This window comes from Paraburkholderia fungorum (assembly GCF_046026025.1).
Classification (GTDB): Bacteria; Pseudomonadota; Gammaproteobacteria; order Burkholderiales; family Burkholderiaceae; genus Paraburkholderia; species Paraburkholderia fungorum_E.
Window position 1 is genome coordinate 136,586 of the sequence record NZ_JAQQFL010000005.1, and the last position, 23,439, is coordinate 160,024.

At 59.3% G+C, this 23,439-nt stretch carries 20 protein-coding genes; 14 read left to right on the forward strand and 6 right to left on the reverse strand.

All coding sequences use genetic code 11. From position 1 onward, the window contains the following. Positions 1–253: 253 nt before the first annotated feature. From PQR67_RS08215 to PQR67_RS08225, 3 genes are read left to right on the forward strand one after another with little or no spacing between them, the layout of a single operon-like run. Entirely contained in the window at positions 254–1,534 is a 1,281-nt protein-coding gene (locus tag PQR67_RS08215) for a dicarboxylate/amino acid:cation symporter (protein WP_408456865.1), read from the forward strand. Between the two features lie 58 nt (positions 1,535–1,592). Continuing rightward, the gene (locus tag PQR67_RS08220) at positions 1,593–3,593 is read left to right on the forward strand and encodes a sensor histidine kinase (protein ID WP_408456868.1); all 2,001 of its coding nucleotides are present in this window, start codon (positions 1,593–1,595) and stop codon (positions 3,591–3,593) included. 16 nt (positions 3,594–3,609) lie between these two features. Next, positions 3,610–4,962, forward strand: a complete 1,353-nt coding sequence (locus PQR67_RS08225; RefSeq protein WP_408456870.1) for a sigma-54-dependent transcriptional regulator — start codon at positions 3,610–3,612, stop codon at positions 4,960–4,962. A gap of 89 nt (positions 4,963–5,051) precedes the next feature. Here the strand turns inward: PQR67_RS08225 and PQR67_RS08230 are convergent, their stop codons facing one another. Then, complete coding sequence (locus PQR67_RS08230) at positions 5,052–5,582, reverse strand: TlpA disulfide reductase family protein (protein ID WP_408456872.1); 531 nt, start codon at positions 5,580–5,582, stop codon at positions 5,052–5,054. 322 nt (positions 5,583–5,904) lie between these two features. Between PQR67_RS08230 and PQR67_RS08235 the strand changes: the two genes are divergently transcribed. Further along, complete coding sequence (locus tag PQR67_RS08235) at positions 5,905–6,489, forward strand: hypothetical protein (RefSeq protein WP_408456875.1); 585 nt, start codon at positions 5,905–5,907, stop codon at positions 6,487–6,489. A 331-nt stretch (positions 6,490–6,820) separates the two neighbouring features. Here PQR67_RS08235 and PQR67_RS08240 read toward each other — a convergent pair whose 3' ends face one another. Further along, positions 6,821–8,347 carry a YifB family Mg chelatase-like AAA ATPase gene (locus PQR67_RS08240; protein ID WP_408456878.1) on the reverse strand — a complete coding sequence of 509 codons (1,527 nt, stop codon included), beginning with the start codon at positions 8,345–8,347 and terminating at the stop codon, positions 6,821–6,823. 58 nt (positions 8,348–8,405) lie between these two features. Between PQR67_RS08240 and PQR67_RS08245 the strand changes: the two genes are divergently transcribed. Continuing rightward, positions 8,406–10,124 (forward strand): recombinase family protein, encoded by a 1,719-nt coding sequence (locus PQR67_RS08245; RefSeq protein WP_408456882.1) that lies wholly within the window; start codon positions 8,406–8,408, stop codon positions 10,122–10,124. Positions 10,125–10,247: 123 nt separating this feature from the next. Here PQR67_RS08245 and PQR67_RS08250 read toward each other — a convergent pair whose 3' ends face one another. Next, positions 10,248–11,264 (reverse strand): DUF2806 domain-containing protein, encoded by a 1,017-nt coding sequence (locus PQR67_RS08250; protein ID WP_408456885.1) that lies wholly within the window; start codon positions 11,262–11,264, stop codon positions 10,248–10,250. A gap of 309 nt (positions 11,265–11,573) precedes the next feature. On the opposite strand from PQR67_RS08250, the gene PQR67_RS08255 reads away from it, so the two are divergent. Further along, positions 11,574–12,890, forward strand: a complete 1,317-nt coding sequence (locus PQR67_RS08255) for an SIR2 family protein (protein WP_408456888.1) — start codon at positions 11,574–11,576, stop codon at positions 12,888–12,890. 15 nt (positions 12,891–12,905) lie between these two features. Further along, entirely contained in the window at positions 12,906–13,604 is a 699-nt protein-coding gene (locus PQR67_RS08260) for a hypothetical protein (protein WP_408456891.1), read from the forward strand. Between the two features lie 219 nt (positions 13,605–13,823). Here PQR67_RS08260 and PQR67_RS08265 read toward each other — a convergent pair whose 3' ends face one another. Beyond that, on the reverse strand, positions 13,824–14,165 hold the full coding sequence (locus tag PQR67_RS08265) for a helix-turn-helix domain-containing protein (RefSeq protein ID WP_408456894.1): 342 nt from the start codon (positions 14,163–14,165) through the stop codon (positions 13,824–13,826). Positions 14,166–14,877: 712 nt separating this feature from the next. Here PQR67_RS08265 and PQR67_RS08270 point away from each other — a divergent pair. Then, the gene (locus PQR67_RS08270; RefSeq protein WP_408456897.1) at positions 14,878–15,534 is read left to right on the forward strand and encodes a hypothetical protein; all 657 of its coding nucleotides are present in this window, start codon (positions 14,878–14,880) and stop codon (positions 15,532–15,534) included. Between the two features lie 201 nt (positions 15,535–15,735). On the opposite strand, the gene PQR67_RS08275 is transcribed toward PQR67_RS08270, so the two are convergent. Beyond that, entirely contained in the window at positions 15,736–16,635 is a 900-nt protein-coding gene (locus tag PQR67_RS08275; protein ID WP_408456900.1) for a replication initiation protein, read from the reverse strand. 489 nt (positions 16,636–17,124) lie between these two features. Next, positions 17,125–17,472: a hypothetical protein gene (locus PQR67_RS08280; RefSeq protein ID WP_408456902.1), complete on the reverse strand. Its 348-nt coding sequence runs from the start codon at positions 17,470–17,472 to the stop codon at positions 17,125–17,127. A gap of 321 nt (positions 17,473–17,793) precedes the next feature. Between PQR67_RS08280 and PQR67_RS08285 the strand changes: the two genes are divergently transcribed. The 6 genes from PQR67_RS08285 to PQR67_RS08310 all read left to right on the forward strand — a co-directional run bounded on the left by PQR67_RS08285 (position 17,794) and on the right by PQR67_RS08310 (position 23,364). Continuing rightward, positions 17,794–18,018: a hypothetical protein gene (locus PQR67_RS08285; protein WP_408456905.1), complete on the forward strand. Its 225-nt coding sequence runs from the start codon at positions 17,794–17,796 to the stop codon at positions 18,016–18,018. A gap of 134 nt (positions 18,019–18,152) precedes the next feature. After that, positions 18,153–19,199 carry a tyrosine-type recombinase/integrase gene (locus PQR67_RS08290; protein ID WP_408456908.1) on the forward strand — a complete coding sequence of 349 codons (1,047 nt, stop codon included), beginning with the start codon at positions 18,153–18,155 and terminating at the stop codon, positions 19,197–19,199. 16 nt (positions 19,200–19,215) lie between these two features. Beyond that, positions 19,216–20,064, forward strand: coding sequence for a hypothetical protein (locus PQR67_RS08295; protein ID WP_408456911.1), 849 nt, complete (start codon positions 19,216–19,218; stop codon positions 20,062–20,064). 357 nt (positions 20,065–20,421) lie between these two features. Further along, positions 20,422–21,204 carry a hypothetical protein gene (locus tag PQR67_RS08300; RefSeq protein WP_408456914.1) on the forward strand — a complete coding sequence of 261 codons (783 nt, stop codon included), beginning with the start codon at positions 20,422–20,424 and terminating at the stop codon, positions 21,202–21,204. Between the two features lie 226 nt (positions 21,205–21,430). Continuing rightward, on the forward strand, positions 21,431–23,194 hold the full coding sequence (locus PQR67_RS08305; protein ID WP_408456917.1) for a type IV secretory system conjugative DNA transfer family protein: 1,764 nt from the start codon (positions 21,431–21,433) through the stop codon (positions 23,192–23,194). Continuing rightward, positions 23,191–23,364 (forward strand): hypothetical protein, encoded by a 174-nt coding sequence (locus tag PQR67_RS08310; protein ID WP_408456920.1) that lies wholly within the window; start codon positions 23,191–23,193, stop codon positions 23,362–23,364. The genes PQR67_RS08305 and PQR67_RS08310 overlap by 4 nt, the downstream gene beginning before the upstream one ends. Positions 23,365–23,439 lie beyond the last annotated feature (75 nt).

Genomic DNA, 23,439 nt, shown 5'->3' on the forward strand with positions numbered 1-23,439 from the left:
GTAAGCCAAAAAACCCATAAGAATCAAAGCGATCTGCTTAGTCTCAAGCTGGCATCGACCTTGCAATTTAGATCACGCGGCCGCAACGGTCCGACAACTAAAGCAAGGAGACAACGATGTCTGATTTCCCTCCCCGGTATTTCTGAATTCGTCGTCTTGTCGCGGCCTAATGCCGTGCACGAGCTGACGACTTTTCGTTCGCATGGTGCGCAGCGTGGCAGGCCTTGAGCTCACCCATATCGCAGGAAACATCGTGAAGAAACCTATCCACAAAGTGCTGTACGTCCAGGTGATCGTGGCGATCATTCTCGGCATCGCGCTCGGCCATTATTCGGCGGACTTCGCTATCGACATGAAGCCCCTCGGCGACGGCTTCATCAAGCTGATCAAGATGGTGATCGGGCCGATCATCTTCTGTACGGTGGTGACGGGTATCGCCGGCATGGAAGATATGAAGAAGGTTGGGCGCGTCGGCGGCAAGGCGTTGTTGTACTTCGAAATCGTCTCCACGTTCGCGCTGGTGCTCGGTCTGATCGCGACCCACGTGCTGAAGCCCGGTGTCGGTTTCAATATCGATCCGGCCACGCTCGACGGCAAGGCTGTCGCGTCGTATGCCGCGAAGGCACACGGCCAGACCACGGTCGACTTCCTGATGCACATCATTCCGGACACGCTCGTATCCGCGTTCGCACAGGGCGAAATCCTGCAGATCCTGCTGATCGCATTGCTGTTCGGCGCGGTGCTGGCCACGGCGGGTGAGAAGGGCAAGGTCGTCACGAACTTCATCGACGGGCTTTCGCATGTGCTGTTCGGCATCGTGCGCATCATCACGAAGCTGGCGCCGATCGGCGCGTTCGGCGCGATGGCGTTCACGATCGGCAAATACGGTATCGGCTCGCTGTTGCCCATGCTCAAGCTGATCGGCACGTTCTATCTGACTTCGATCGTGTTCGTGGTGGTCGTGCTCGGCATCATCGCGCGTGCGGTGGGCTTCAACATCCTGCGCTTTGTGGGCTACATCAAGGAAGAGATGCTGATCGTGCTCGGCACGAGCTCGTCGGAAGCCGCGCTGCCGCAACTGATGCTGAAGCTCGAAAAGCTCGGCTGTTCGCGCTCGGTGGTGGGCCTCGTGGTGCCGACCGGTTACTCGTTCAACCTCGACGGCACCAACATCTACATGACGATGGCCGTGCTGTTCATCGCCCAGGCAACCAACACGGACCTCACGTGGACGCAGCAGCTCACGCTGCTGGCGGTGACCATGCTGACGTCGAAGGGCGCAAGCGGTGTAACGGGCGCTGGCTTCATCACGCTGGCCGCCACGCTCGCGGTGGTGCCGACCATTCCGCTGTCGGGCATGGTGCTGATTCTCGGTATCGACCGTTTCATGAGCGAATGCCGCGCGCTGACGAACATCGTCGGCAACGGTGTGGCGACGGTGGTGGTGTCGGCATGGGAAAAGGAACTGGACCGCAACAAGCTGAACGCCGCTTTACGGGGTGATGTGGCGGTCAAAGAGCCGGCAGGCGTCTAAGCCGGGCACCGGCTACGACTCCCGCCAGCACCCCGCTCACGGCCGCGGACAACCCGGTATGAAAACGGCGGCCGCGCGCCGTGACCCTGCGCCGCCGGCCGAGGAAGCTCGTGCCGGCGGCGCGCCGCCTTATGCCACAATATCCGATCCTTACCGATCGGGAATTGCCAACGTGACGCGCCGCCTGCTGATCCTCTTCGCGCTCGTCGCCGGGCTCGTGGTGGCGTGCGGGCTCACGTACAGCGTCGCGTGGCAGAGCGGCATCGACACCTTGCGGCGCAACGCTGCTGTGCGGGTCGATCGCACGGCGAATGCGCTGAAAAGCACGCTCGAGCGCTACGAATCGCTGCCTTATCTGCTGGCTGAACACCCTATCGTGCAGGACGTGCTGGTCAATCCCACTCCAGCCAACGTCCAGCGCGCCAATCTCTATCTCGAAGACCTCAACCGCCATGCGCGGGCCACGGTTACCTACATCATTCCGCTTGACGGTTTTTGTGTCGCCGCGAGCAACTGGCACGGGCCGGGCAGCTTTATCGGCGCGGGCTATCAATTCCGGCCGTATTTTCTCGATGCGGTGAAGGGCGGCGTGGGCCGCTTCTTCGGCATCGGCACGATTTCGCAGGCGCCGGGTTACTACATTTCGCAGCCGGTGCGGCGGGACGGCAAGATCGTTGGCGTGGCGGTGGTCAAACTCGATCTCGAATGGTTTCAGGGCGCGGACGCGTCCGAACCCCTGGTTGTCACCGACGATCACGGCGTGATCTTTCTATCGTCGGTGCCGGCGTGGAAATATCACACCATCCGGCCGTTGTCGGGGCAGGTCGCCGATTCGATCTATCAGGCGCGCCAGTACGCGCAGCAACCGATCGCGCCCTTGCCGGTGACGATCGAACGCACGCTCGAAGGCAATGCGCAGATCGTGCGCATCGGGGGCGGCCGTTATGCGCCACGCTATCTCGCGTCGCGGCGCGGCATGGGTGAGCCGGACTGGCATCTGATTACGATGTCGCCTGTCACTCCGGTCGACGCCGACGCGCGTAACACGACGATCATTACCGGTTTCGGATACGTGTCGCTGGTCCTGCTGGCGTTCTACTGGAGAATGCGCCGCGCCCGGGTGCGCGAAGTGATGCGCAGCCGTGCTCTGCTACAAAAGGCCTATGCGGAACTGAACCAGCGAGTGGCCGAGCGCACCGCCGATCTCTCGCAGGCGAACGAGCAGTTGCAGAAGGAAGTTGCCGAACGAACGCGCGCGGAACAGGAATTGCGCGCGGCGCACGATGAACTGATCCAGGCCAGCAAGCTTGCCGCGTTGGGTCAGATGGCGGCCGGCATCACACATGAATTGAATCAGCCGCTCGCGGCGCTGCGCGGTTTCTCCGACAACACACGCGTGCTGCTCGAACGTGGCGACCAGGCCTCGGCGCGTGAAAATCTCGAAGCGATCGCCGCGCTCACCGAGCGCATGGGCAAGATCACCAATCAGTTGAAGCTGTTCGTCGGACGCGCGCGGCCACGCAGCGCGCGCGCACCGATCATGCGAGCGTTGCGCAACGTCGTCGCGCTGCTGCAGAAGCGCCTGCAAGGCGTCGACGTTGAGTTCGCCTTGCTCGATGCCGATACCGGCGTGCGCACACCGCTGAATCTCGCCGACGACCACCCTGAACTGATCGCCCATTGCGACGATCTGCGGCTCGAACAGGTGCTGATCAATCTGCTCGGCAATGCGCTCGACGCAACCGCAGGGATGACGCCACCGCATATTTCGATCGAGATCGAAACCACGGAGTCGAGCGTCTCGTTCGCGGTGCGCGACAACGGCCCCGGTATTCCCGACGACGTACTGCCGCGGCTGTTCGAACCGTTCTTCACGACGAAGGAAATGGGTCAGGGGCTTGGGCTTGGCCTCGCGATTTCATCGTCGATCGCGCGCGACTGCGGCGGCACGCTAGTGGCGGGCAATGCCCCGGACGGCGGTGCATTATTCGTGTTGACGCTGCGCCGTGCGCGCGTGCAGACGAGCCACACCTCGGACCCGCTGACCACCGGTTCCTGAATCAAACGAGAACGATATGTTGAACGACGGCCTGCAAGTGCTGTACATCGAAGACGACGAACTGGTGCGGCGCGCCAGCGTGCAGAGTTTGCAACTGGCGGGCTTCGACGTGATCGGCCATGCGTCGGCGGAATCCGCGGCGAAGATGATTAGCGCGGATTTTTCCGGGGTGATCGTCAGCGATATTCGCTTGCCTGGTGCAAGCGGTCTCGAACTGCTCGCGCAGTGCCATGAGCGCGCGCCTGACGTGCCCGTGATTCTGGTCACCGGTCATGGCGATATTTCGATGGCCGTGCAGGCGATGCGCGACGGCGCGTATGACTTCATCGAAAAGCCATTCGCGTCCGAGCGTCTGATCGAAACCGTCCGACGCGCGCTGGAGCGCCGCAAGCTGGTGCTCGAGAACCTCGCGCTGCGCCGTGAACTGGCCGGGCAGAACTCAGTGGCGCCGCGCATCATCGGCCGTAGTCCGGCGATCGACCAGGTGCGGCGGCTGATCGCGAATATCGCACCGACCGACGCGTCGGTGCTGATCAACGGCGACACCGGTGCGGGCAAGGAGTTGATTGCGCGCAGTCTGCATGAACTGTCGCCGCGGCGGGACAAGCCGTTTATCGCCGTGAACTGCGGCGCGCTGCCGGAGCCGATGTTCGAGTCGGAAATGTTCGGCTACGAACCCGGCGCATTCACCGGCGCGGCAAAACGCCGGATCGGCAAGCTCGAACATGCTTCGGGCGGCACGCTGTTCCTCGACGAAATCGAGAGCATGCCACTCGCGTTGCAGGTCAAATTGCTGCGCGTGTTGCAGGACGGCGTGCTGGAAAGGCTTGGGTCGAATCAGCCGATTCGTGTGAATTGCCGCGTGGTGGCCGCCGCGAAGGGCGACATGGCCGAGCACGTCGCGGACGGCTCGTTCCGTCGCGATTTGCTGTACCGGTTGAACGTGGTGACGATCGCGCTGCCGCCTATGGGCGAGCGGCGCGAAGACATCGTACCGTTGTTCGAGCACTTCCTGCTGGATGCAGCGGTGCGTTATCAGCGTCCTGCGCCGATTCTCACGGACCGGCAGCGTGCGAGTCTGATGCAGCGTGAGTGGCCGGGCAATGTGCGCGAACTGCGCAATGCCGCCGACCGCTTCGTGCTCGGTGTGGCCGACGACCCGGTCATGTCTTTCGCTGACGACGGCGCAGCGACGCAACCGTTGAAGGAGCGTGTCGAGCAGTTCGAGCGGGCGGTGATCGCTGAGGCGTTGGAGCAGGCCGGCGGGGTAGTCGCGCTGGCGGCGGACAAACTGCAGCTTGGAAAGGCGACGCTCTACGAGAAGATCAAACGATATGGCCTTGCGGCCAAAGGGGAAGGAGAGCGGTGAGGATGTGAAGCGCCGGCGGCGAGGTGCGACGCCGGCGTGTGTGAATCAAAGCGCCTTGTTTGGGGCGTTTCCAGGCAATGAAGCGGCAATCAGGCCGCGTTCAGCGCTTTTTCCAGCAACTGGTCGAGTTCCGCGAATTGCGGTTCGCCGACGTAGCGCTTCAGGATCTTGCCGTCTTTATCGACCAGGAAGGTGGTCGGCGTGAGCTGGACGTTGCCGAACTGCTTGGCGGCCGAGCCGTCGTCCATGGCAACCTTGAACGGCAACTGGCGGGTTTGCGTGTAGTTGGCCACGTACATCGGTGCGTCGTAGTTCATTGCGACGGCGACGAATTCGAGGCCTTTGCCCTTGAAGCGGTTATAGGTCTGGACCATCTGCGGCATTTCTTTCATGCAGGTGTCGCAACTGGTCGCCCAGAAGTTGACCAGATAGACCTTGCCTTTCAGATCGGCGGTCGACACTTTCTGGCCCGACAGCAACGTGAAGGTCGCATCAGGCACGCGCTGCTGGCCGGCGAACGCAAAGTAGCCGGCAATCGCAAGCGCGATGGCCACGACGGCGATGATGCTGGCGCGAACCGGATTCGAGCGCCGTGCGGCGGTGGACGGGGTGGAACTCATGAACGGAACCTCGAAAGTCGCGCGGAGCGCGCGGGACAGTGCGTTGGTTTGGGACTGCGCTTGGGACTGCTTTTGGACCTGCGTTTTTTGACCGGGTTTGGGACGATTAAATCCGCTGCGGCCAAGCGTCGCTATTGTAGCCCCATTCCGGTTGCGCGACAGCGGGCGGCCCGGGAGGGGATAATAGGGCTTTACGTTCCTGTCAGCCCGGTCTTCTGTCCCCATGCTCCAAACCGCTTTTCGCTTTCTCGCCCGGATCTCGATCATCCCGTTTGACCGTCCTCGTCCTGCCAGCCCCGTTAGCCGTTCCCCATGCTTCTCCGTGGCCGATGACCGCCCGGCCGGCACAGCTTCCCGCTTGCTGCGGACGCGCGCCGTACTCGGCACGATGGCCTGCGCGCTGGTACTGGGCGGCGCGTTGAGCGCATGTTCGCCGACCTTCGACTGGCGCACCGTCATGAACAACGACAACGGCTATACGGTCGACCTGCCGGCCAAGCCGGGCAACGATCAGCGCGTGATTCAGATCGGCGGCACGCCGATGCAGATGGCGATGCAGACCGCTGAGGCCGGCGACGCCGTGTTCGCGGTTGGCACCGTCATGCTGCCGAGCGACGACGAAGCCACCCAGCGCGCAGCCCTGGAATTCCTGCGCACCGGTCTCGCGCGCAACGTCGGCGCCGCGCCGGACGCGCACGCAGTGCAAATCCCGCTCGCTGCCGGCGGTCAGGTGCTGGGTCTGGAGATGAAGGTAACCGGTGAAGCGGGTTCGCAACACGAAACGCGTACTGTCTATGCGCGGCTGGTCGCGCGTGGCCGACATGTGTATCAGGCAGCGATCATCGCTTCCAAGCCGCTGCAACAGGAGCAGATCGACCAGTTTTTCTCGTCGTTCCAACTGTATTGAAACTTCGGTTCCGGCCGGTTCACGCGCGACAAGATCGGTGTGCACAGTGAAAGTTCCTTCGTAGCATCGCGCGCTAATTCCCGGTTTACGTTGAAGTTTTCCGATTACCCACAGGTGCTGTGGATAACTCTGTTGAAAACTTCGCTTTTTTTGCCGGAGATGCCCATCCCACGGGCATTCTGTCAGCCAAAGCTGGCTCAGGACGGTCGAAAAAATTCAATCGAATCAATGCCTTTGGAATGCATGCTTGCGGGTGCCTTTCAGATGTTTCCAGATTTGTCAGAAGCCCGAACATGTGCATAAGTCAAGTCTTGACAGCCGATTTTTCGCCTTATAGCGACCCGAAGGCCCGACGATATTGAATGGCTTCGCCGATCTGCGCTGCACTCGGCATGGCGGCGCCGGCCAGATCGGCGATGGTTCGCGCCACCTTCAGGACTCTGTAGTGAGCACGCGCTGACCAGCCGAAGCGCTCGCCGGCCTGACGCAGCAAGCCTTCGCCGGCTGCGTCGGGGCGGCAGACTTCGTCTACTTCCCGTCCACCCAGTTCGCGATTGGTTTTGCCTTGCCGGGCCAGTTGGCGCTCACGAGCGGCATTCACCCGCAGCGCGATTGTCGCGCTCGTTTCGCCGGTGACTGTGGAACGTGCCGACAGCTCCGCCGGCGTGAGCGCCGGGATTTCGATCTGGATGTCGATCCGGTCCAGTAGCGGCCCAGACAGTTTGCGCAGATAGCGCGTCGCGATTTCCGGCGTGCAGCGGCAGCGGCCGTTAGGGTCGCCGCGCCATCCGCAGGGACAAGGGTTCATTGCGGCGATCAGCTGGCAGGCTGCCGGAAAATCCGCCTGCAAGGCGGCCCGGGAGATTGTGATGCGACCGGCCTCGAGGGGTTCGCGCAGGGTTTCCAGCACGTGGCGGTCGAATTCCGGAAGTTCGTCCAGAAATAGCACCCCCAGATGCGCCAAGGTGATCTCGCCGGGTTGCGGCGGATTGCGCCCGCCGACCAGCGCCGCTGCGCTCGACGAATGATGTGGCGAGCGAAATGGCCGTTGCCGCCATAGTGAAGGCGTAAAGCCAGCCCGGCTGGCGGAAAGCAATGCGGCCGAACTGAGAGCTTCGTCGTCGGTCATGGGCGGCAGCAGGCCTGGCAGACGGGCGGCGAGCATCGATTTGCCCGCGCCAGGCGGCCCGACCAGCAAGACGTGGTGTCCGCCGGCCGCGGCGACTTCAAGCGCGCGGCGCGCGCCGCGCTGGCCGATCACATCGGTCATGTCGGGAATGGCGGCAGCGGCGGTCTCGCTGAGGTCGGGCGCTGCCACCGGGTAGAGCCGGGCGTCAGCAGCGCCGACCAGATGCGCGCACAGCGACGGCAGGTCGGTGGCGCCGTAGACATCGACACCGGGCACGAGTGCCGCCTCGGCCGCACTTGCCGCGGGCAAGTAGAGCTGCGGGGTGCGCTGAGTGGACGTCTCGAACGTCGCGGGTTCACCCGACGGAATACGAGTCGCTGCAGTAGCAAAGGGAGACGCGCCGCCGGGGCCACCGTGATGCGCCACGCTGCGGGCCGTCCCGCAGGCCATCGCGAACGCTCCGCGCATCGGTCGCAGCGCCCCGGTCAGCGAGAGTTCACCGGCGAATTCGCGATGCAGGAGGGATTCGGCCGGAATCTGCCCGCTCGCCGCCAGAATGCCTAAAGCGATAGGCAGATCGAAGCGGCCGGACTCCTTCGGCAAATCGGCAGGCGCGAGATTGACGGTGATACGCCGCACGGGGAAATCGAAGCTGCAGTTCTGCAGCGCCGCGCGTACGCGTTCGCGGCTTTCGCGCACTTCCAGATCGGGTAGGCCGACGATCGACATCGTCGAGTTATAATTGCACCAAATTTAATCATCTGGTGCCGATATGTCGAACGGGGAAATGCAACGACCACTAGCTTACAGTTACGTGAGATTCAGCACCGCGCAACAAGCTATGGGTGATAGCCTGCGCAGACAGGTGGAGATGACAGAACGGTACTGCGAGAAGAAGGGCCTTAATTTGGCCCGTGCGTCAGCCTATCGAGACCTTGGCGTTTCCGCATTTAGAAAGAAGAACATCGAAACGGGCAAACTGGCTGAATTCATCGATGCCGTGAAGGCAGGCAAGGTGCGACCGGGCAGCTATCTCATCGTCGAGCAGTTTGACCGGCTATCTCGGGCGAACGTCAACGTCGCCTTACGGCTTCTTTTGGATTTGATTGATGCCGGCATCGTCGTTGTTACTCTGATTGACGAAAAGGAGTGGAATAAAGATTCCGTCTCTGATGTCGGGGACCTCATTACTGCAATCATCTATATGGCGCGCGCCAACGACGAAAGTGCGCGCAAATCGGACCGTCTTTCGGCGGTATGGGAACAGAAAAAAAAGCGTGCGGCAGATGGCACGGCTACGCGGATTGTCACCAGCGAGGCTCCCCGCTGGTTACGCGCAAAGGCCGACAAATCCGGCTTTGAACCAGTGCCCGAACTTGTTGAAAGTGTTCGGACGGTTTTCGAAATGCGCATCAACGGCGCGGGTGCCGTGGCGATTTGCAGTCGAGCAAATCGGGAGCGATGGCCGGTGCCGGGGAAAGCACCCGTGAGGAAAGCTGGGGAGTCAGACGAGGATTTTGCCCGACGCAGAGAGGCCAGTGGAAGCTGGCACCTCTCTCTGATAAATCGCATCCTGAAAAATCGAGCTGTGCTTGGAGAATATCAACCGCGGCGCATTGACCGTGACAATAGCAAGAACAGGGTCGCCGTTGGCGAGCCAATTTCCGGCTACTATCCAGCGGTCATTGACGAGACAACGTTTCTGAGAGCGCAGGCCACGTCGTTGCGGCGCAGCCTGCGCCCTGGCCGACGCGACGCGCACGCGCGGAACTGGCTTTACGGGCTCGTGAAATGTGGCGAATGCGGAAACTCGCTAGTTCGCAAGAACAAGGCATCTTCCAAACAACCTGGATATGCACGGTATTACTGCGCGGCCCGCGTTCGCGGCTTAACGAAATGTCCTAGCGTCAGTTCGGCTCAGCTTGAAGGCTGCGTCAACCACGTAGCATCTACGTGGATGCCTCGCCATTGGAGAACTGATACATCGCTCGAGGCGCTGACCGGGCGCGCGGATGCTTTGGAAGTGGAGATTGCCAACGTCAAACGGAACATCGAGGGACTGGCCGACCTTGCTGGTAGCGTTACGGCAACGTCTGCCAGGAAAACGCTGATAGAAAGATTAGATAGCGAAGGGACGGCGCTCGATGCACGCGAACACGAACTCGCTCGGGTCCGCGCCGAACTGGCCGACCATGGGCACCTCGCCGACGACGGCGAATACATTGCTGCACTCAAACAGATTTCGCGCGAGATAGATGAGATTACGGCAGGCCGCGATGGAATGGATGGCGCGTTGCGCTTGCGCGAAGAGCTTGCTCGAATATTCCAAAAAGTCGTCGTGCATCAAGCGCATGGATACATCGAGATTTTTATTAGGGGGCGCGCCGAGCCTGTTTGGCTCCCACTGGAATTCGTTGGCCTAGAGCCACCTTCTGAGCCAAGCACTGAGCAAATAGAGGCTGCAGAGCGGGATATCGACGCACTGCGGCTCGCGATGGGCGGGTGATTCGGCCCCACGTCGCCGCCCTCCCCTCGTGCATAAGTCGTCTGCTGGCGGAACAGTGGTTGAAGGGGGTACCAATGACCACCCATCACGGCACTGAATTGAGCCGCCGTGATAACACCGCTGTTAGACCTTGACTTCGTTCAGAATATGACGGCCCCCCGGCACTGCAACGCTGACCGCCGTATATGCATCAAAGCCTTGCGCCTTCACCGCTTCTGCAATCGCTTGCACGTACGGCTCCGAAGCTGGCATCGGACTGAGCGCCAGCACTTGCATCCCGAGCGGTGTGACGCGGTACATGGTAAGCGTTAGCACTTTTGTCAAGTCAGTCGTTCGTGCAACGACCGCCCGGTTGTGCATTAGCAGATATTGGACGAACAGAGCCCCGCCGCCATTAGGCTTCCATGTGATAGTCAAACCCACCCCACCGACTCCGCTGATGAGCCCAAGCTCTTGCATTTGCATTAAAAAATCAATGCTCGTCGTTGGGGAGTTCGCCATTTCACCGTAGGTGAAGATAAATTGGCCATTGACCACGTAAGGGCAGAGCCGCTGAATTTGCTCTGCCTCGGCACGCGAAAGGTTTTTCAAGAAGTCGAGTGTGCGCAGCGAATGCGCGCCGGGACTCTTCACTTCACCCGCCAAAACTTTCGCCCAAAGTGATTGCAGTTCGTCCGAAGAGACCTGAGCCGCACAGTCCCGCCAACGATAGAGCCAGTCCGCGTCGATAGGGTGTTCGGTCGCCTCGGAAGGGTCAGCGCTCAGAATGTCTTCGGCTTGAAGGATGGTTTTCGCGACGTTTATCTCCTCACGCACCGCATTAGCGCGCTTAGACTCCTCGGCCGCGTGCATCAGCGCGCCCATGTCCAAAACCGGCTCGGCCCTTCCGTCAATCACCTCTGCGTCGCTAGACAAAAGCATCAGCGATTTTCTATCGGTCTCGACTACTTTCTTTTTGCCCGCGCGAATCTCTTCGGCTTCCTTTTCAGCCTGAGCAAGCAATAGCATCTCGTTCCTGCGAGTCTCCAACTGAGCGCGTGACTCTCTCCGCATCTGCCAAGGCTTCAACAGCGACCCGATACCACGGTCGGCCAACGACTCCCACATTTTTATGAGCAGTTTTTCCCCCGGCACATCCATGCGAACCTCGCGTTCTTTTTTGTGAAGCGGTCAATCTAGCAGTTTCCGTCCTTGCGCAAAAGCATACCGCTCCGAGGCGCCTGCAACCAGCTAGTCCGTCCCCGCGCCCATGCAAGTACATATCCCAAACACCGAGAGCAAGCCGTCCACGGGTGGATTCGACGGACTAGCAACAGCGCCAGGCAAGACACCCGACTGAGACAGATAAACCCGAGCGAGCTGGGGCAGGTTCCGCTAACGCAATAACGCTCCGCTTGGCCTCTCATCGAATGCTAAGATTAATGCTGTCGCGTCAATAATGAGTCAAACATGAATCTCGGCGAAAACAAGGTTTTTCTGGAACTCGTAGCTAGTTTCCATGCGAACCCAAACAATTTCTGTTTTTTTGTAGGCGCCGGCCTCTCGCAGCCGCTTTTCCCTTCTTGGGGAAACCTGCTGAAGACATTTATATCGAAAGCTTCCTCTAGCTCCCTTTCATATAGTCAGGCGGAACTTAATGGCTACATCGAGAAGGGCGAGCATTATCTGGAAGTGGCGGACGTGTGTGTACAGGCGCTTGGTTCGTCCGCATATCGGGATATAATGGAAGCGGAGTTTGATAAGGAATTTCTTGATGATGCCATTCCTGATGCGTACCGGGAATTGTTGAAACTATCCCCAAAGACTATTTTCACAACGAACTATGACCGAATTCCCGAAAGATTAAGTGGTGGTCGGCATCGCGTGTACGCGAATAATGCGGCGCCAGAGGCGGCTCGCGCTTTCGCAAAAGGACAATCGCTTGTCTTCAAAATACATGGCGATATTGGTATCAATTCGACCATAGTCTTAACGACCGCCGATTATCAAAGAGTCATCCATAAAGATTCAGCGACCCACTTATTCTTAACAAGTTGCTTTTCAACAAAAACATTTATCTTTGTCGGTTTTTCGCTGAGTGACCCACACATTAATATAATTTTAGATAAACTATATTCAACGAACCATGAAATTCCCATTTCTCATTATGTCTTGTTGAACGAAACCTCGCAATTCAAGATAGATGCGTTTTCAAAAAGATATGGCCTTAAAGTCATACCATACTCCCCGAGTACCCCGGCACATCCGGAGGTCGCGCAGTTTCTCCGAGCGCTGCAGCACACTGTCGAAACAAGCACCGTGGAGTCCCGTACTCCGGAGCACTTGCAGATTGACAGCGAACAGAATCTTTTTTTGCATGTGCAGCAGAAGTTGAGTGAGATTTTCGTGGCTTCCTCGACGTCAGTATTCTTTTCTCGCGAAACGCTTTACGTAAGCTTTAGCGCCACAGGGCAAACCGTCGGAGAGATTCAGCGAGAATTGCTTTCTGCCCTGAAGCTGTTTTCGTTTTTCTATGAGCCGATGAAATTAATTTCGTTCAATGTTTATATTGACAATAAAGGCTCGGTAGAATTTAGGGAAATTCAATCGCTTATATGCACAGCAGCAATCAATAGCAACGCAGCATACGATTACGCAACAAAAAAGACGGCCACCAGTGTCGTTTGGCAGGAAATGAAATTCTATGCCACACCAGAAATAACAGACCCTTTTGGCGTCAAAGCGGAAGTGCGCTTCCCCCTTAGTACCGGCCTATTGAATGATTGACCTTCGAGATAAGCTATGACTGACGTTCGCCAACTTGAGTTTTCGTTCTACCGAGACGGCAATATTTTTGGAAAATCTCGTTTTGCGGCGGCCGCTGGAAAACCCGGCGTGACGATGAATTCCACTAGCTCGGTTTCCTCTTTTCCGTTCACAACGTTGGAGACAACCGAACCCGATATTAACATGCATATGATGAATTTCGGGCGGGGTGATATATTGGAGGTTTCAACGGCAGAGAATGAAGCATCGCCTTTGCAGTCGATATTTAAGGGCGAGTTTCTTGGAAAAAAGATATCTATGGATAATTCAACTCAGACGATGACCATATCTTCTGAGCTTGTACATTCATTCTACATGCTAACTTCTATCGATTTTGCCGGAGAAAATTATTTTGACGATATACCTGTTAAGAGTTTCTTCGAAAAGATTATAGTCGACTCAAATTGCAAGGCGTCCCTTTGCGTTTCCGAAGAAGCCGGAAGTATTGGAATTAGTGGGAGAACGCGGCGCGGAAATTTATTTCGGATAATAAAAGAGATATGCCATATCAATGACCTTGTCTTGTTTTTTGGTGTAGATAATAGCGTCAGGGTGGAGCGGAAGTCAGAGGTACTGATGCGAATCAAAGGGGCGATTCCCGTCCAAATTAACGCTGACGAGGTGCTCTCGTATGAAGCAACAGAAGGCGTGCCCTTCGGGTCGCGGCCACTATAGTTTCAGTTAGTCCACCGAATGGCGTAATGGCCGTAGGGCTGTCTGGAATGCTGGCTCGAGCGACAAACGAAGCCCTCAAGTCCAGCACCATCGACGGCTATCTTTGACGGGCACGAGACGGACTGGAGAAGGGAATTCTGGGCGATGCCCTGGTCCTATGACGGTAGAACAGTTTTGGAATAGCCCGCCTCACGCCCCAGCAGGCTCGTTTCCCCAATGTCAGTATGAACCGGCGTCTTTAGCAGCAAGCTTGGCCATAATCAGAGGCTTGACGCGCTTGCGCTCTGACTTCGACAGCCGTCCCCAGGCTAGTACCACATCGGCAAGCTCGTCATCGTCGCAATAGAAGTATGCGGCAGGCACCCGTAATGCCAGCGCCAGCTTTACGGCGATGCCAAAAGGGGGCTCGTGAACCCCTGTCTCGTAGCGGCTCATCCGAACGCTCGCCGTTCCTTCATCGAGCCCAATCTTCACGCCGAGCTTGTCTTGCGGAATGTCCGCTCGCAGCCTCGCGGCTCGCAGGCGGCGTCCAAAAACAGTGGTTGGTTCCTTTTTGACCATCCTACGAATATCGTAATATTTCGTTGTAATTTCTCTACGAAATTCGTAATATGACTCCGTTTCATACCTCTGCTGAGCATGCGCGTGCGCAGTGCTGTCCTCGGCTCCGACGTGCGATGTGCTTTCTGGGGTAACGGTCTACGGGGTTAGTTTGAGAGCTACACAAAAATGAAAAATACGTTCAAATTGTTGGTTTCGGTTTGCGGATTCCTTGTTTTTTGGGAGCCCGCCTTCGCCTTCACATCCATATCGGCAGTTCCTGGTGACAACTCCGCTTTGTATCGAGCCAGCAACTACGACACACAGGCACAAGCGGACAATGTAGCCTTATCCGGCTGTCGCACAGCGACGCGGCGCAATGGGCACGCCGCGCTTGCTAAAAAGTGCGTTGTAATGGACCGAAGTCCAGGACCTGGATATGGCGCGCTGGTATGTGGCGATGGTGGATGTGCGTGGCGAACCGGTTACGAATCGGGGCAAGCGGCCATTGATGCCACGTATAACGCATGCAGTGCGAATTACAAAAACTGCCAGCAGACGAATATTGAAGCCTGGGAAGATTTTGCTGGCTTCCCGCGCGTGCCCGATGCGCAACCCCAAATGCAGAAGCCATCGTCTATGAGCGATATCTATCGAGCCAGATGGTGCGCGAAACAAGATGCACCGCCGCCCGAGTGCGCTCGATAATTGACGCGGAAACAAAAACTAAATCATGTTCGACATCATTTTCGGAACGGCACACGCCATCTATATTGCCGGCGCACTCGTCGGGAGCGTCATCCTGTGGCCGGACCAGACCTACCCTCTTCACAAGACGCCGGAGGAACGCGAAATCGTTGAGGTCGTAGGCTTCCATCCGCAGTGGTACAAGGCTGATTCGAAGTGCCACTACACGGGCCTCATCGTGCCGTACGTGCGTGACTGGCCTGAAACCGTGCGCCGCGGGCAGGAAGAAGAAGTCCTGCCGCCAGACTTCGAACACACGGCAGGCCATGCGGTCATCCTGGACAAGAAGACCTGCCCGGGTAAGGAAGACGAGAAGGTCTTCCTGGTTGACGCGGTGGAGCGCAACTTCGGCTACTTGGGTGGCGGCACCGACTTCCACTTTGATGACCCGGACACCATCAAGCCCGAGTACAAGCCGAAGTGGCTGCCGCAGGTGATGCAGCGTCTCGCTCGCGTGGCAGAGCATGACGAGAAGGCAAAGGGATTGCTCGTCTCGGTTACCGGGATAGAAGATGCACGCGCTGACAAAGCAAAAGCGGCAGCAACGGCATCGGGAGCGGTCGCGGCAAGCGCAGCAGAGGAAGCTAGTGCGCCGGCAGCATCGCCCAGTCAACCCGTCGCAGCAAGGGCAGCATCCCGTTAAGCGGCAACACCGACGCGGGGAATACCGTGACTATCGGCCCACCCGCGCCCGCCCGTGGACGAGCAGGCTGTACACCGCCTCGCGGCCGTGGACAGCCCTGGCTACCGCCAGGGGTTCCTACTCGCCCACCGGCTCCCCGCGACGCTTCGCCTACGGCCTGACGCGCCCTGCCGGGCTTGCCTCAAGTAGATAGAACGTCCATCACGACTCCGACTCGGCACCGTCAGCTCGGTCATCACCAGTCTTCTTCCGCTTCGGAAACTGGCGTTCTCCTTTTATAACGCTAATTTTAGGGCGTTCGCCAGCCTCGTGTATGACCTCACATTCTGGCCAGCCGGTGACCTCCTTTAGGTGAGCCAGCGCCGCATCGAGTTTCGCACGCCAGATGCGTTCTGGCGTATCTATTCGGTCGGCGAGCGCCTTTATCAGGTCGCAGCTACATTTGAAGGGCTTGGCGTGTGAAGAATAGAAGGCGTGCAACCATTTGGATAAATAGTCTTTAAGTTTTCCCCGCTCTTCATTTTGAAGAATCCGGAAATCCCTTTCCTGAAAAAAATCCCCGACTTTCGCAGAAATGACCACCTCATAATCGTATTTTTTCTTGCTTCCGGGTGTCGGCTCTTCGATTGACGAAATCAACCGTGTTCGTCCGGAGGCATAGCGAGTCTTGTAGCTAATGTCGGCTTTGTACAGCCGCATCAGAGACTCATGAAGCAGGCAGAAATTTTTTGTGCCACGCTGGCGTCCGCGTTCCGAAATGGCTTCTTCCCGAGTGAAGAAAATCCGTGCCTCGCTCTTGCCCGCAAGTCCCCGCTGGTATGCGCGATTCAGCAGCCACACGTATACGTCGCAATCACCTTGGTCCAAGCGCTCGCCAGCTACTTGCTCCAGCTCGTAATTGCTTAGCGCGGCAATGCTGATTGGATTGTCTTCAGCAGCAACCTTCCGATTCGCTTCGCCACTGAATTTTCGTGAGCTGAACAGCGAACTGCGGACGAACGCATGCGGAAATGCCCGGTGAGTGTCGAGCTTCCCGCGCGCTAGCTTGAGTTGAGGCCAGACGCTCGTGGCGGTGTCGGGGAGGGTGTCGGTCGGAAGCACGGTGTCGGCGCTAAAGTGGCGATGCCCGAGTATAGTCGGATGTGTACTGACGTACATCTGATTTGTGTACTGACGACGGAGATTTTGGGATTTTTGTGTACTGACGCTCGCTCGGTCATCGCTTAAAGCGAAAATACATCGGAAAAATAAGGGTGTTTTCTGAGTGACCGCCGCGCATAGTCTTTATATATAGACCTGACACATATATAGACCTTGAAATACGCAGGCGTGCATACGAAGGGGGGCGAAGCCCCCTCTTCGCCGCGCGACGGCGGCGAATTCACCCCTGAGCCGCGTAAGCGTGAGTAGTCAATTCCAAGCGCTATAGCCCTTTCCGCGCTCGGAACAGTGACAGTGAGGATAATAATCGCCTGCGGCGGGCCTGCTGACCAGGAGAGGCGGGCAGCACGACCCCATTGATTCGTGGTGCTCGACCCGTCCTCGTGCGGTGTGGCGTTTGAAGACGGGATGCGAAGGCTCGAATTGGCGTCAGGCTGTCTCGCCGTTAACCTCTTCCCATATCTCCAAGACCTGCTGCGGAGTCACGCCGGCCCCCCATGCTTTCGCGCGATTGGCCCAAAAATGGAATGTCAGTTCCTCCAGCGGGACCGGTACCGCAATAGCGGACCAGTCTTTCGGGTTCGCACCATCCCGCTTGCCTCGCAATTCCATTTTGCGACGCATTTCGCGTGAAGTCCCGTCAAAGGCACATGCTGTTTTCCAGTCCATCAGTCGCGGGTCTGACGCGCTCAGGCCAAAGCGGACGCAGCCGAACACCTTGGCCTGCTCGTGAAATGACAGCGGACGTACGCCGCGTCCGTCTGGGGATGCGACCATCTTTCGCGCTGTCGGCTCCCAAGCCTGGTTAGAAGAGAACCACAGGAGTGGAACCACACCTGGTGCGCCAGCGTTACTACACTGGAGTTCTCCGGCTTCGACGATTTGAGACAGGTGGATACAAGTCGTGTAATGCCAAACCACCTCTGCCATATTTCACCTAGAGTTGTCAGTAGTTTCGAAGGTCGTAACTGTAGCTGACTCCGTAGGCCCGGCTACCGGAAACATCCTCGCGAAATTGCGCTATACACGGTATCGACGCTCTGTTCCGCGTGCGCAATGCGACAGTCCCCCTCCTCAATTTTCTTGCCGTATGCCGTCATGGCCGCGCTCATCGCGGTTGGCGGGGTCGTGCTACAGCTAAAGGCCCCGGCCATCCTGCCTTTTCTGGACAAGCTGCTGACGGCTCACGTCATCTTATTCGGCGCATGGCTCGCCTTGGCGGCGGCGGGCATGGATTACGCGGCCGTCACGCTGCACCGCAAGCTGCGCATGGGCGAAGTCGGAGCGAAATCGGCGGCGCAGCTCCACATTTCGAGGAAGTGACATGCGGGGACACACGGAACGCAAATCCGCGCGTATCCGCCCGCCGGGCGAGCGTGCCACCGAGCGCACGCCAGAGCGTCAGTCCACCGCCAGCCAGGCAGTGACGAGGCTGCTGAAAGCACTAGGAGCCCGCAATGGCGAACGCGCCGACAACCCGAAACGTTGACCGCTTCGACGCGGGGCGCTCCTCGCCGCGTCTGGCCCATGACCGCCTTCGGCTGGGCGAGCGGGTCACGGCACTGCGCGAGCGGTTGGAAGCGCGGGCCGACACACGGGCGGCGGCTCAATTACGGGCCGACGTGCGAGAGGCGCGTGGCTTCGTGAGGGGTTTCGACGCACGGGCCGTTTCCGATAAGACAGCTACCCGCTACGACCGTGTAGTAGCGCAGATGCAGGAAGCGGGCCAGCGCCCGGAAGACGCAGCCTGCAAGAACACATTCGAGTACCGCCGTGCCGCCCTTGTGCACGTCACTCGCAATGAGGTGAAGGGCGCACTGCGGGACATGGACCGCTATCGACGAGCGGGTGACGTGGCACGTGCAGCAGCGGCATACGGCCGGGTCCGCGATGGGCTGGAAACACTTCGGCGCTATCCGCCCACGACAGGGAGCCGCGAAAAGGACCTAGCGCGGCGCAGCGCGTTCGCAGGCCCTTCGCGAGCCGAGCCTGACGAGAGTAACGGTAAACGTGCCTCGCTGTCCGGGCTGCCTGCTGATTGGCGTGAAGTAGTGCAGCGCGAAGCACCGTCGCAGGACCGTGCGGCCTTTGCCGTGCTTGCGCTCACCGGAAGCCGTCCGGCCGAGGTTCGGGGCGTGCGCGTCCGGCAGAATGGTGACACCGTGACGCTGACCATTCGCGGCGCGAAGGTAGACGATGCGCGCGGTGTGGACGTGCGTATCCTCGGCTACGCGCGAGACGAATTGACGGGCACGCAGGCGGGACGCGACCTGCTGGACTGGCTCGGGCATCGGGAGCAGCGCACGGTGGCGCATGAGGGAACCGTCGCGGCGTTTCGAGAGCGCGTAAGCCGAGCGGCGGACCGTGCGGGCTTGTCTCAAGTGTCTGCATACACCTATCGGCATGCGGCCGCCCGCGAGATGAAGAATGAGGGGGCCTCACGTGAAGAAATCGCGGAGCGGCTGGGGCATCGGAGCGAATGCTCCCAATCAGTCTACGGGTGATAGCGCCATGGAACCCATGTACTCAACAACTTTTATTGCCCATTTGCGCGAGACCGGCCAGTACGCCGCTGCCGAAGGCGCGGAGGTGGCGAACGAAGTGGAGTCGGCAGCAGCTCCCGTGCCGTTTCAGAGGCCGGGAGCGAGTCCTGATGCCGATAGCGCGTTGCATGCCGCGCACGCAGCATCCGCAGAAGCCGGTGCCGCCCCGGCTTCTGCTGGAACTACGGCCTCCGCTCCGCACGCCGCACACCCTGGTGAGCAGGTGGCGCAAGCCGCCGAAGTCGGAGATGGGGAACCAGTAGGCAACAGTGCAGTGACCACCGGGCATGATGGCCCGGTCCACGATGAACCTCCCGCACACTCGCCGGACCACGCTCGCGATGTCGCTACGACACGTGCAGAGATAGGCGCTTACCCTCACGCCCATCATATCGACGCTGCCGACCCGCTGGCGGGCTTGCACTCGTTCCGGTTGCGCGATTCGTTGGAGCGTGAAGCGTTCCGGACGTCTGACTCCGTTGCGCAGGATTCGGAGATTGCCGAGCGCGTGCTGTCGCCGACCGCACGCGCATTGTTTGAGCGCGCACAAAGCGTCAGCCATGAGTCCGCCCCGCTCGACATTTCGCGCGCGGCTCAGGACGCGCGCATTAACGCATTGAAGGGCGAGATTCCGCCCTCCGCACGCGGAGACCCGGCGCTCGACCCGGCGATTATTCGGGCGATGGACCGCTCGACTAGCCAATCGTCGGGGCCAGCGCAGGAGCCGGTGCGAACACAGGCCTCCGCCGAATCGACTGCTGCGCTCTCATCGCAGTCACCTATTGCTGCATCGTCGCGTGTCCGCGATAGCGGCATGGAACGCTGACCGCCGCGCGTGCCCCAAGGCTTCTATTCAGTCGCCCGCTAAGCGCTCGCGTGTCGCCCGAGCGGGCGACTGTCAGTCTCCCTCCGGTCGCCTGACCGGCTGCCGCTGACGCGGCCCGGCGCGCGCACTCCGTGCGCTTTTGCGCCGTCGCCAAGGAGCCCGCAAGCGGGCTCCGCCTTGTCCCATGCCGGCTATGGCCGCCACGCGACAAGGCTTGTCAGAGCGCAGAGTTTTTCCTCTTCGGCTCGCGTTGGTGGCACAGTGGCCCGCCGTTGAAAACCAGCGTGGGCGATACGGCATGCGGGTCACGCGCAGCTATACGAGGTGAAGCGCCGTTGTGCGCGCCCTGGAGTCATCATGCTTCCCACCATCCGTGAACACGCATCCGCATGCGCCGCGCTGCATTGCGCATCGACGCCTGACTACGCAGCCGCCGCACTGAACATCTCGCGCGATGACGCGGCGTCCGCTCTTCGCGACGCTGCATCCGCTGGCCTGTTTCGGCGTCTGTTGCTGCCGGGTCTCGGCAATGCGCCGGTTTATCAGCCGACAGCTTTCGCGGGTGGACTCGATGCCCGCCGCGCGCCGAAATTCCTCCGTGCAGGCCTTTCTGAGTCAGGACGATGGCGCGGTCTACTTCGCGGCAGCATGGTCTTCTTTGCTACCTCGAATCTCGAATGGCTAACCTCGGCCGCACAGTCAATCTTGCGCGAGCGGTTTGCCGTTCCGGGTAAAGGACATGCAGAGCCGCTCATCGCTCGCGATGACGCCGGCCGCTATCAACTGTATGTGCCAGTACCGCCAGCGGACGCCATCAAGTCGTCGTCTGCGGTTATCGCCAGCGCCGCTGCGCGCTGGCTACCCTTGCTTGAGCACGGGGCGACTAATCTGCATTTCGTGACACTTGTAGGTCGCGCCGCCGACGCGTTGCAATCCGCACTGTCGGACCTTGCTCCGCCGTCTCAGAACGACGCTACCCGCGAATTGGCCGCGCTCGACGCCCGCATTGCTGCCGATGGCACTGGCGTTGCACGCGTTCAATTTGCACATCGTCGAGCCGAGCTTGCCGCTGTGGCTGTCGCTGCGGCAAAACCGGCTTTCCCTTGGCTTGTCAGCGAGGTCGTGGAGGTGCGCGTATGACCTGGCACTCGAAGCACATCTTCTTCCATCGCTCATATCGCAGCCGGACTGGCGAAATAGAAATCGGCCGCGGCGCGCGACCTTGGTTTCACCCGTTTTTCGCGCTGTACTGTTGCAGTCGAGCGCGGCTTTATCGGGACGCGTGATGTTTCTGCACGAGCACTCTCCGCGCCCCCGAACGAGCGCATACACGTTGCATCGCTTGCGCGCGATTGTAGAGCACCACTTGAGTTCGCTGCTTTCTCAGGCGGCGTTTCTGGGGTTCGCTTTAAGTGCTGCTTACGTCGTCTTGCCGTTCCTGCCAGACGACGTCACTGGAAGGCTGGCATGGCTGTCGGCCTGTCCGATTGCCGGGACACTTGCCGCGCTTGGCATCCGCGCATACTGGGGGCCGTTTGGCGTAAGGCTTGGTCTGTTTCTGGAAAAGCACCCTCAGTCTCAGGCGTCTATGGCAGCCGGCTACCGTCTGCCCGATGTCCCCACTTTTACTGAACCGGGCATCGTCATCGGCGAGGTCCACTCCGTCAGGGAGTACGACGCAAACGGCGAGTACACCCTGCGTCATCGAACCGATGAGGCTTATAGCGCCACGCCCGAATGGTCGGTGCTGCCCGCAAAGGGGCTGGTGACCGGCCTGCTCGTCTTGGGTAGCATCGGCAGCGGGAAAACGGCATACGTGCTGCGGCCAGCCGTCTTCCAGCTATTCCATCATCCAAGCCGCCCTGGGGGCTTGGTCATGGACTCGAAAGCGGCTTTGGTGGAGCCGCTGCGCACCGAAATGAACGCCGCAGGACGAAGCGCAGACCTACTGCCAATCGGCCCTAGTCAACTTACGAAGTGGAATCCGCTGCACATGCCGTTGTCGTCCCCGGCGACCGTGGCAAATGCTCTCCTGACAGCACTTGAGAACGTCAACGGAGCGCCGTTCGGCGCCGACACACGGTGGATTCGGGCGGGTGCGGCACACCTTGCCGAAGGCGCAATTGGTCTGCTGCGCCTTCTGAGCGGCTACGTGACCGCGGCTGCCGTACGGGTGCTGCTCAGCGATTTGCTTCTAAAGACTTCTGGCAGTGACACGCCGGGTGCAATGGCCGCGGAGTATATCGACGTGCTGTTCAGTGGCTCGACAGCGAGGAGCGACCACCCAGAGCATTTTGCCTACTACTCCAAGCTCGTAATCGACCGCATGGGCGAGGACGAAAAATTCCGCGCAATCTATGTGTCGGAGCTGTTCAACCTCCTGGTACCACTGACGGCCCCGGACGTTGCGCACCTGTACAACGCGCCCGAGTCGGACTTGGACATGCCCGATTGGTCGGAGTGCATCAATCGTGGCCTAGTCATCGTGCTCGACTGCAACAGCCGGAGCGTTCCGGGGCTCGCAGTCATTCTCGGCATGCTTCTGAAGTTGTCGTATGAAGACGCGATGCTTGCCAGGCTTGACTGGGCGCGGGAGGGGCGGTGCAATGCCGAAAGGTACATGGCGCTTGTCATCGATGAATATCAAGACTACGCGAGCCCTGGCGATGCAGAATATCAAGCACTCTGCCGCGAATCAAAATCGATGACGGTCTTGCTGACTCAAGGGTTCGCGTCAATCGTGCAGCGCGTAGGCGACGAGCGCGCGGAAGTGCTGCTGCAATCGCTTCGCAACCTCCTGATTCTCAACCAGACAGTGCCGGAATTCGCTGCGGATTTGCTCGGGCAGCATGACGCGTTAACCATTGATTCGAACATTTCAGAGAATGTGACCGACGCCTCGCTAGCCGCTAACGGCAGATTCGGGGGGGACTCGACGGTGTCTCAATCGTACTCCGTGCGTAAGAATCGCGAGTACGTGGTATCGCCGGAGGTTCTGTCAAATCTCCCCGTGGGGCAGGGTATTTTGCAGTCGCACGATGGAAATCGTAGTGTGCCGATTCATCGAGTTTTTCTTCGCCCGTACTATGCGGCGCAGGGAATTCGTTACGCCGACCTGGAGAAACAATGACAACCATTAAAGTGTGGGGCTATGCCATATCGGCAATCGTGCTCGGTCTGCTTGGGGCACACATTTACACCTCTTACATCGCCCAGATGCCGCACACGGTCTGGCGCCTCGCCGGAACCGTGTGGGCCTCATGGGCCTCATGGCATACGTTTCGGTTGTTCATGCGTTAATTAACTGTTATACGGCTCCTGTTGATAGTTATATTTACGCTTCACCAATTGGCTATCTCGCTAAATAGATTTGTT

What these genes read in the sequence shown, in the direction of transcription:
- PQR67_RS08220 (WP_408456868.1), top strand. Translation starts at nt 1,593, where the DNA reads ATGAAAACGGCGGCCGCGCGCCGTGACCCTGCGCCGCCGGCCGAGGAA.
- PQR67_RS08225 (WP_408456870.1), top strand. Translation starts at nt 3,610, where the DNA reads ATGTTGAACGACGGCCTGCAAGTGCTGTACATCGAAGACGACGAACTG.
- PQR67_RS08230 (WP_408456872.1), bottom strand. Translation starts at nt 5,582, where the DNA reads ATGAGTTCCACCCCGTCCACCGCCGCACGGCGCTCGAATCCGGTTCGC.
- PQR67_RS08240 (WP_408456878.1), bottom strand. Translation starts at nt 8,347, where the DNA reads ATGTCGATCGTCGGCCTACCCGATCTGGAAGTGCGCGAAAGCCGCGAA.
- PQR67_RS08245 (WP_408456882.1), top strand. Translation starts at nt 8,406, where the DNA reads ATGCAACGACCACTAGCTTACAGTTACGTGAGATTCAGCACCGCGCAA.
- PQR67_RS08250 (WP_408456885.1), bottom strand. Translation starts at nt 11,264, where the DNA reads ATGGATGTGCCGGGGGAAAAACTGCTCATAAAAATGTGGGAGTCGTTG.
- PQR67_RS08255 (WP_408456888.1), top strand. Translation starts at nt 11,574, where the DNA reads ATGAATCTCGGCGAAAACAAGGTTTTTCTGGAACTCGTAGCTAGTTTC.
- PQR67_RS08260 (WP_408456891.1), top strand. Translation starts at nt 12,906, where the DNA reads ATGACTGACGTTCGCCAACTTGAGTTTTCGTTCTACCGAGACGGCAAT.
- PQR67_RS08265 (WP_408456894.1), bottom strand. Translation starts at nt 14,165, where the DNA reads ATGGTCAAAAAGGAACCAACCACTGTTTTTGGACGCCGCCTGCGAGCC.
- PQR67_RS08270 (WP_408456897.1), top strand. Translation starts at nt 14,878, where the DNA reads ATGTTCGACATCATTTTCGGAACGGCACACGCCATCTATATTGCCGGC.
- PQR67_RS08280 (WP_408456902.1), bottom strand. Translation starts at nt 17,472, where the DNA reads ATGGTCGCATCCCCAGACGGACGCGGCGTACGTCCGCTGTCATTTCAC.
- PQR67_RS08285 (WP_408456905.1), top strand. Translation starts at nt 17,794, where the DNA reads ATGGCCGCGCTCATCGCGGTTGGCGGGGTCGTGCTACAGCTAAAGGCC.
- PQR67_RS08290 (WP_408456908.1), top strand. Translation starts at nt 18,153, where the DNA reads ATGGCGAACGCGCCGACAACCCGAAACGTTGACCGCTTCGACGCGGGG.
- PQR67_RS08295 (WP_408456911.1), top strand. Translation starts at nt 19,216, where the DNA reads ATGTACTCAACAACTTTTATTGCCCATTTGCGCGAGACCGGCCAGTAC.
- PQR67_RS08300 (WP_408456914.1), top strand. Translation starts at nt 20,422, where the DNA reads ATGCTTCCCACCATCCGTGAACACGCATCCGCATGCGCCGCGCTGCAT.
- PQR67_RS08310 (WP_408456920.1), top strand. Translation starts at nt 23,191, where the DNA reads ATGACAACCATTAAAGTGTGGGGCTATGCCATATCGGCAATCGTGCTC.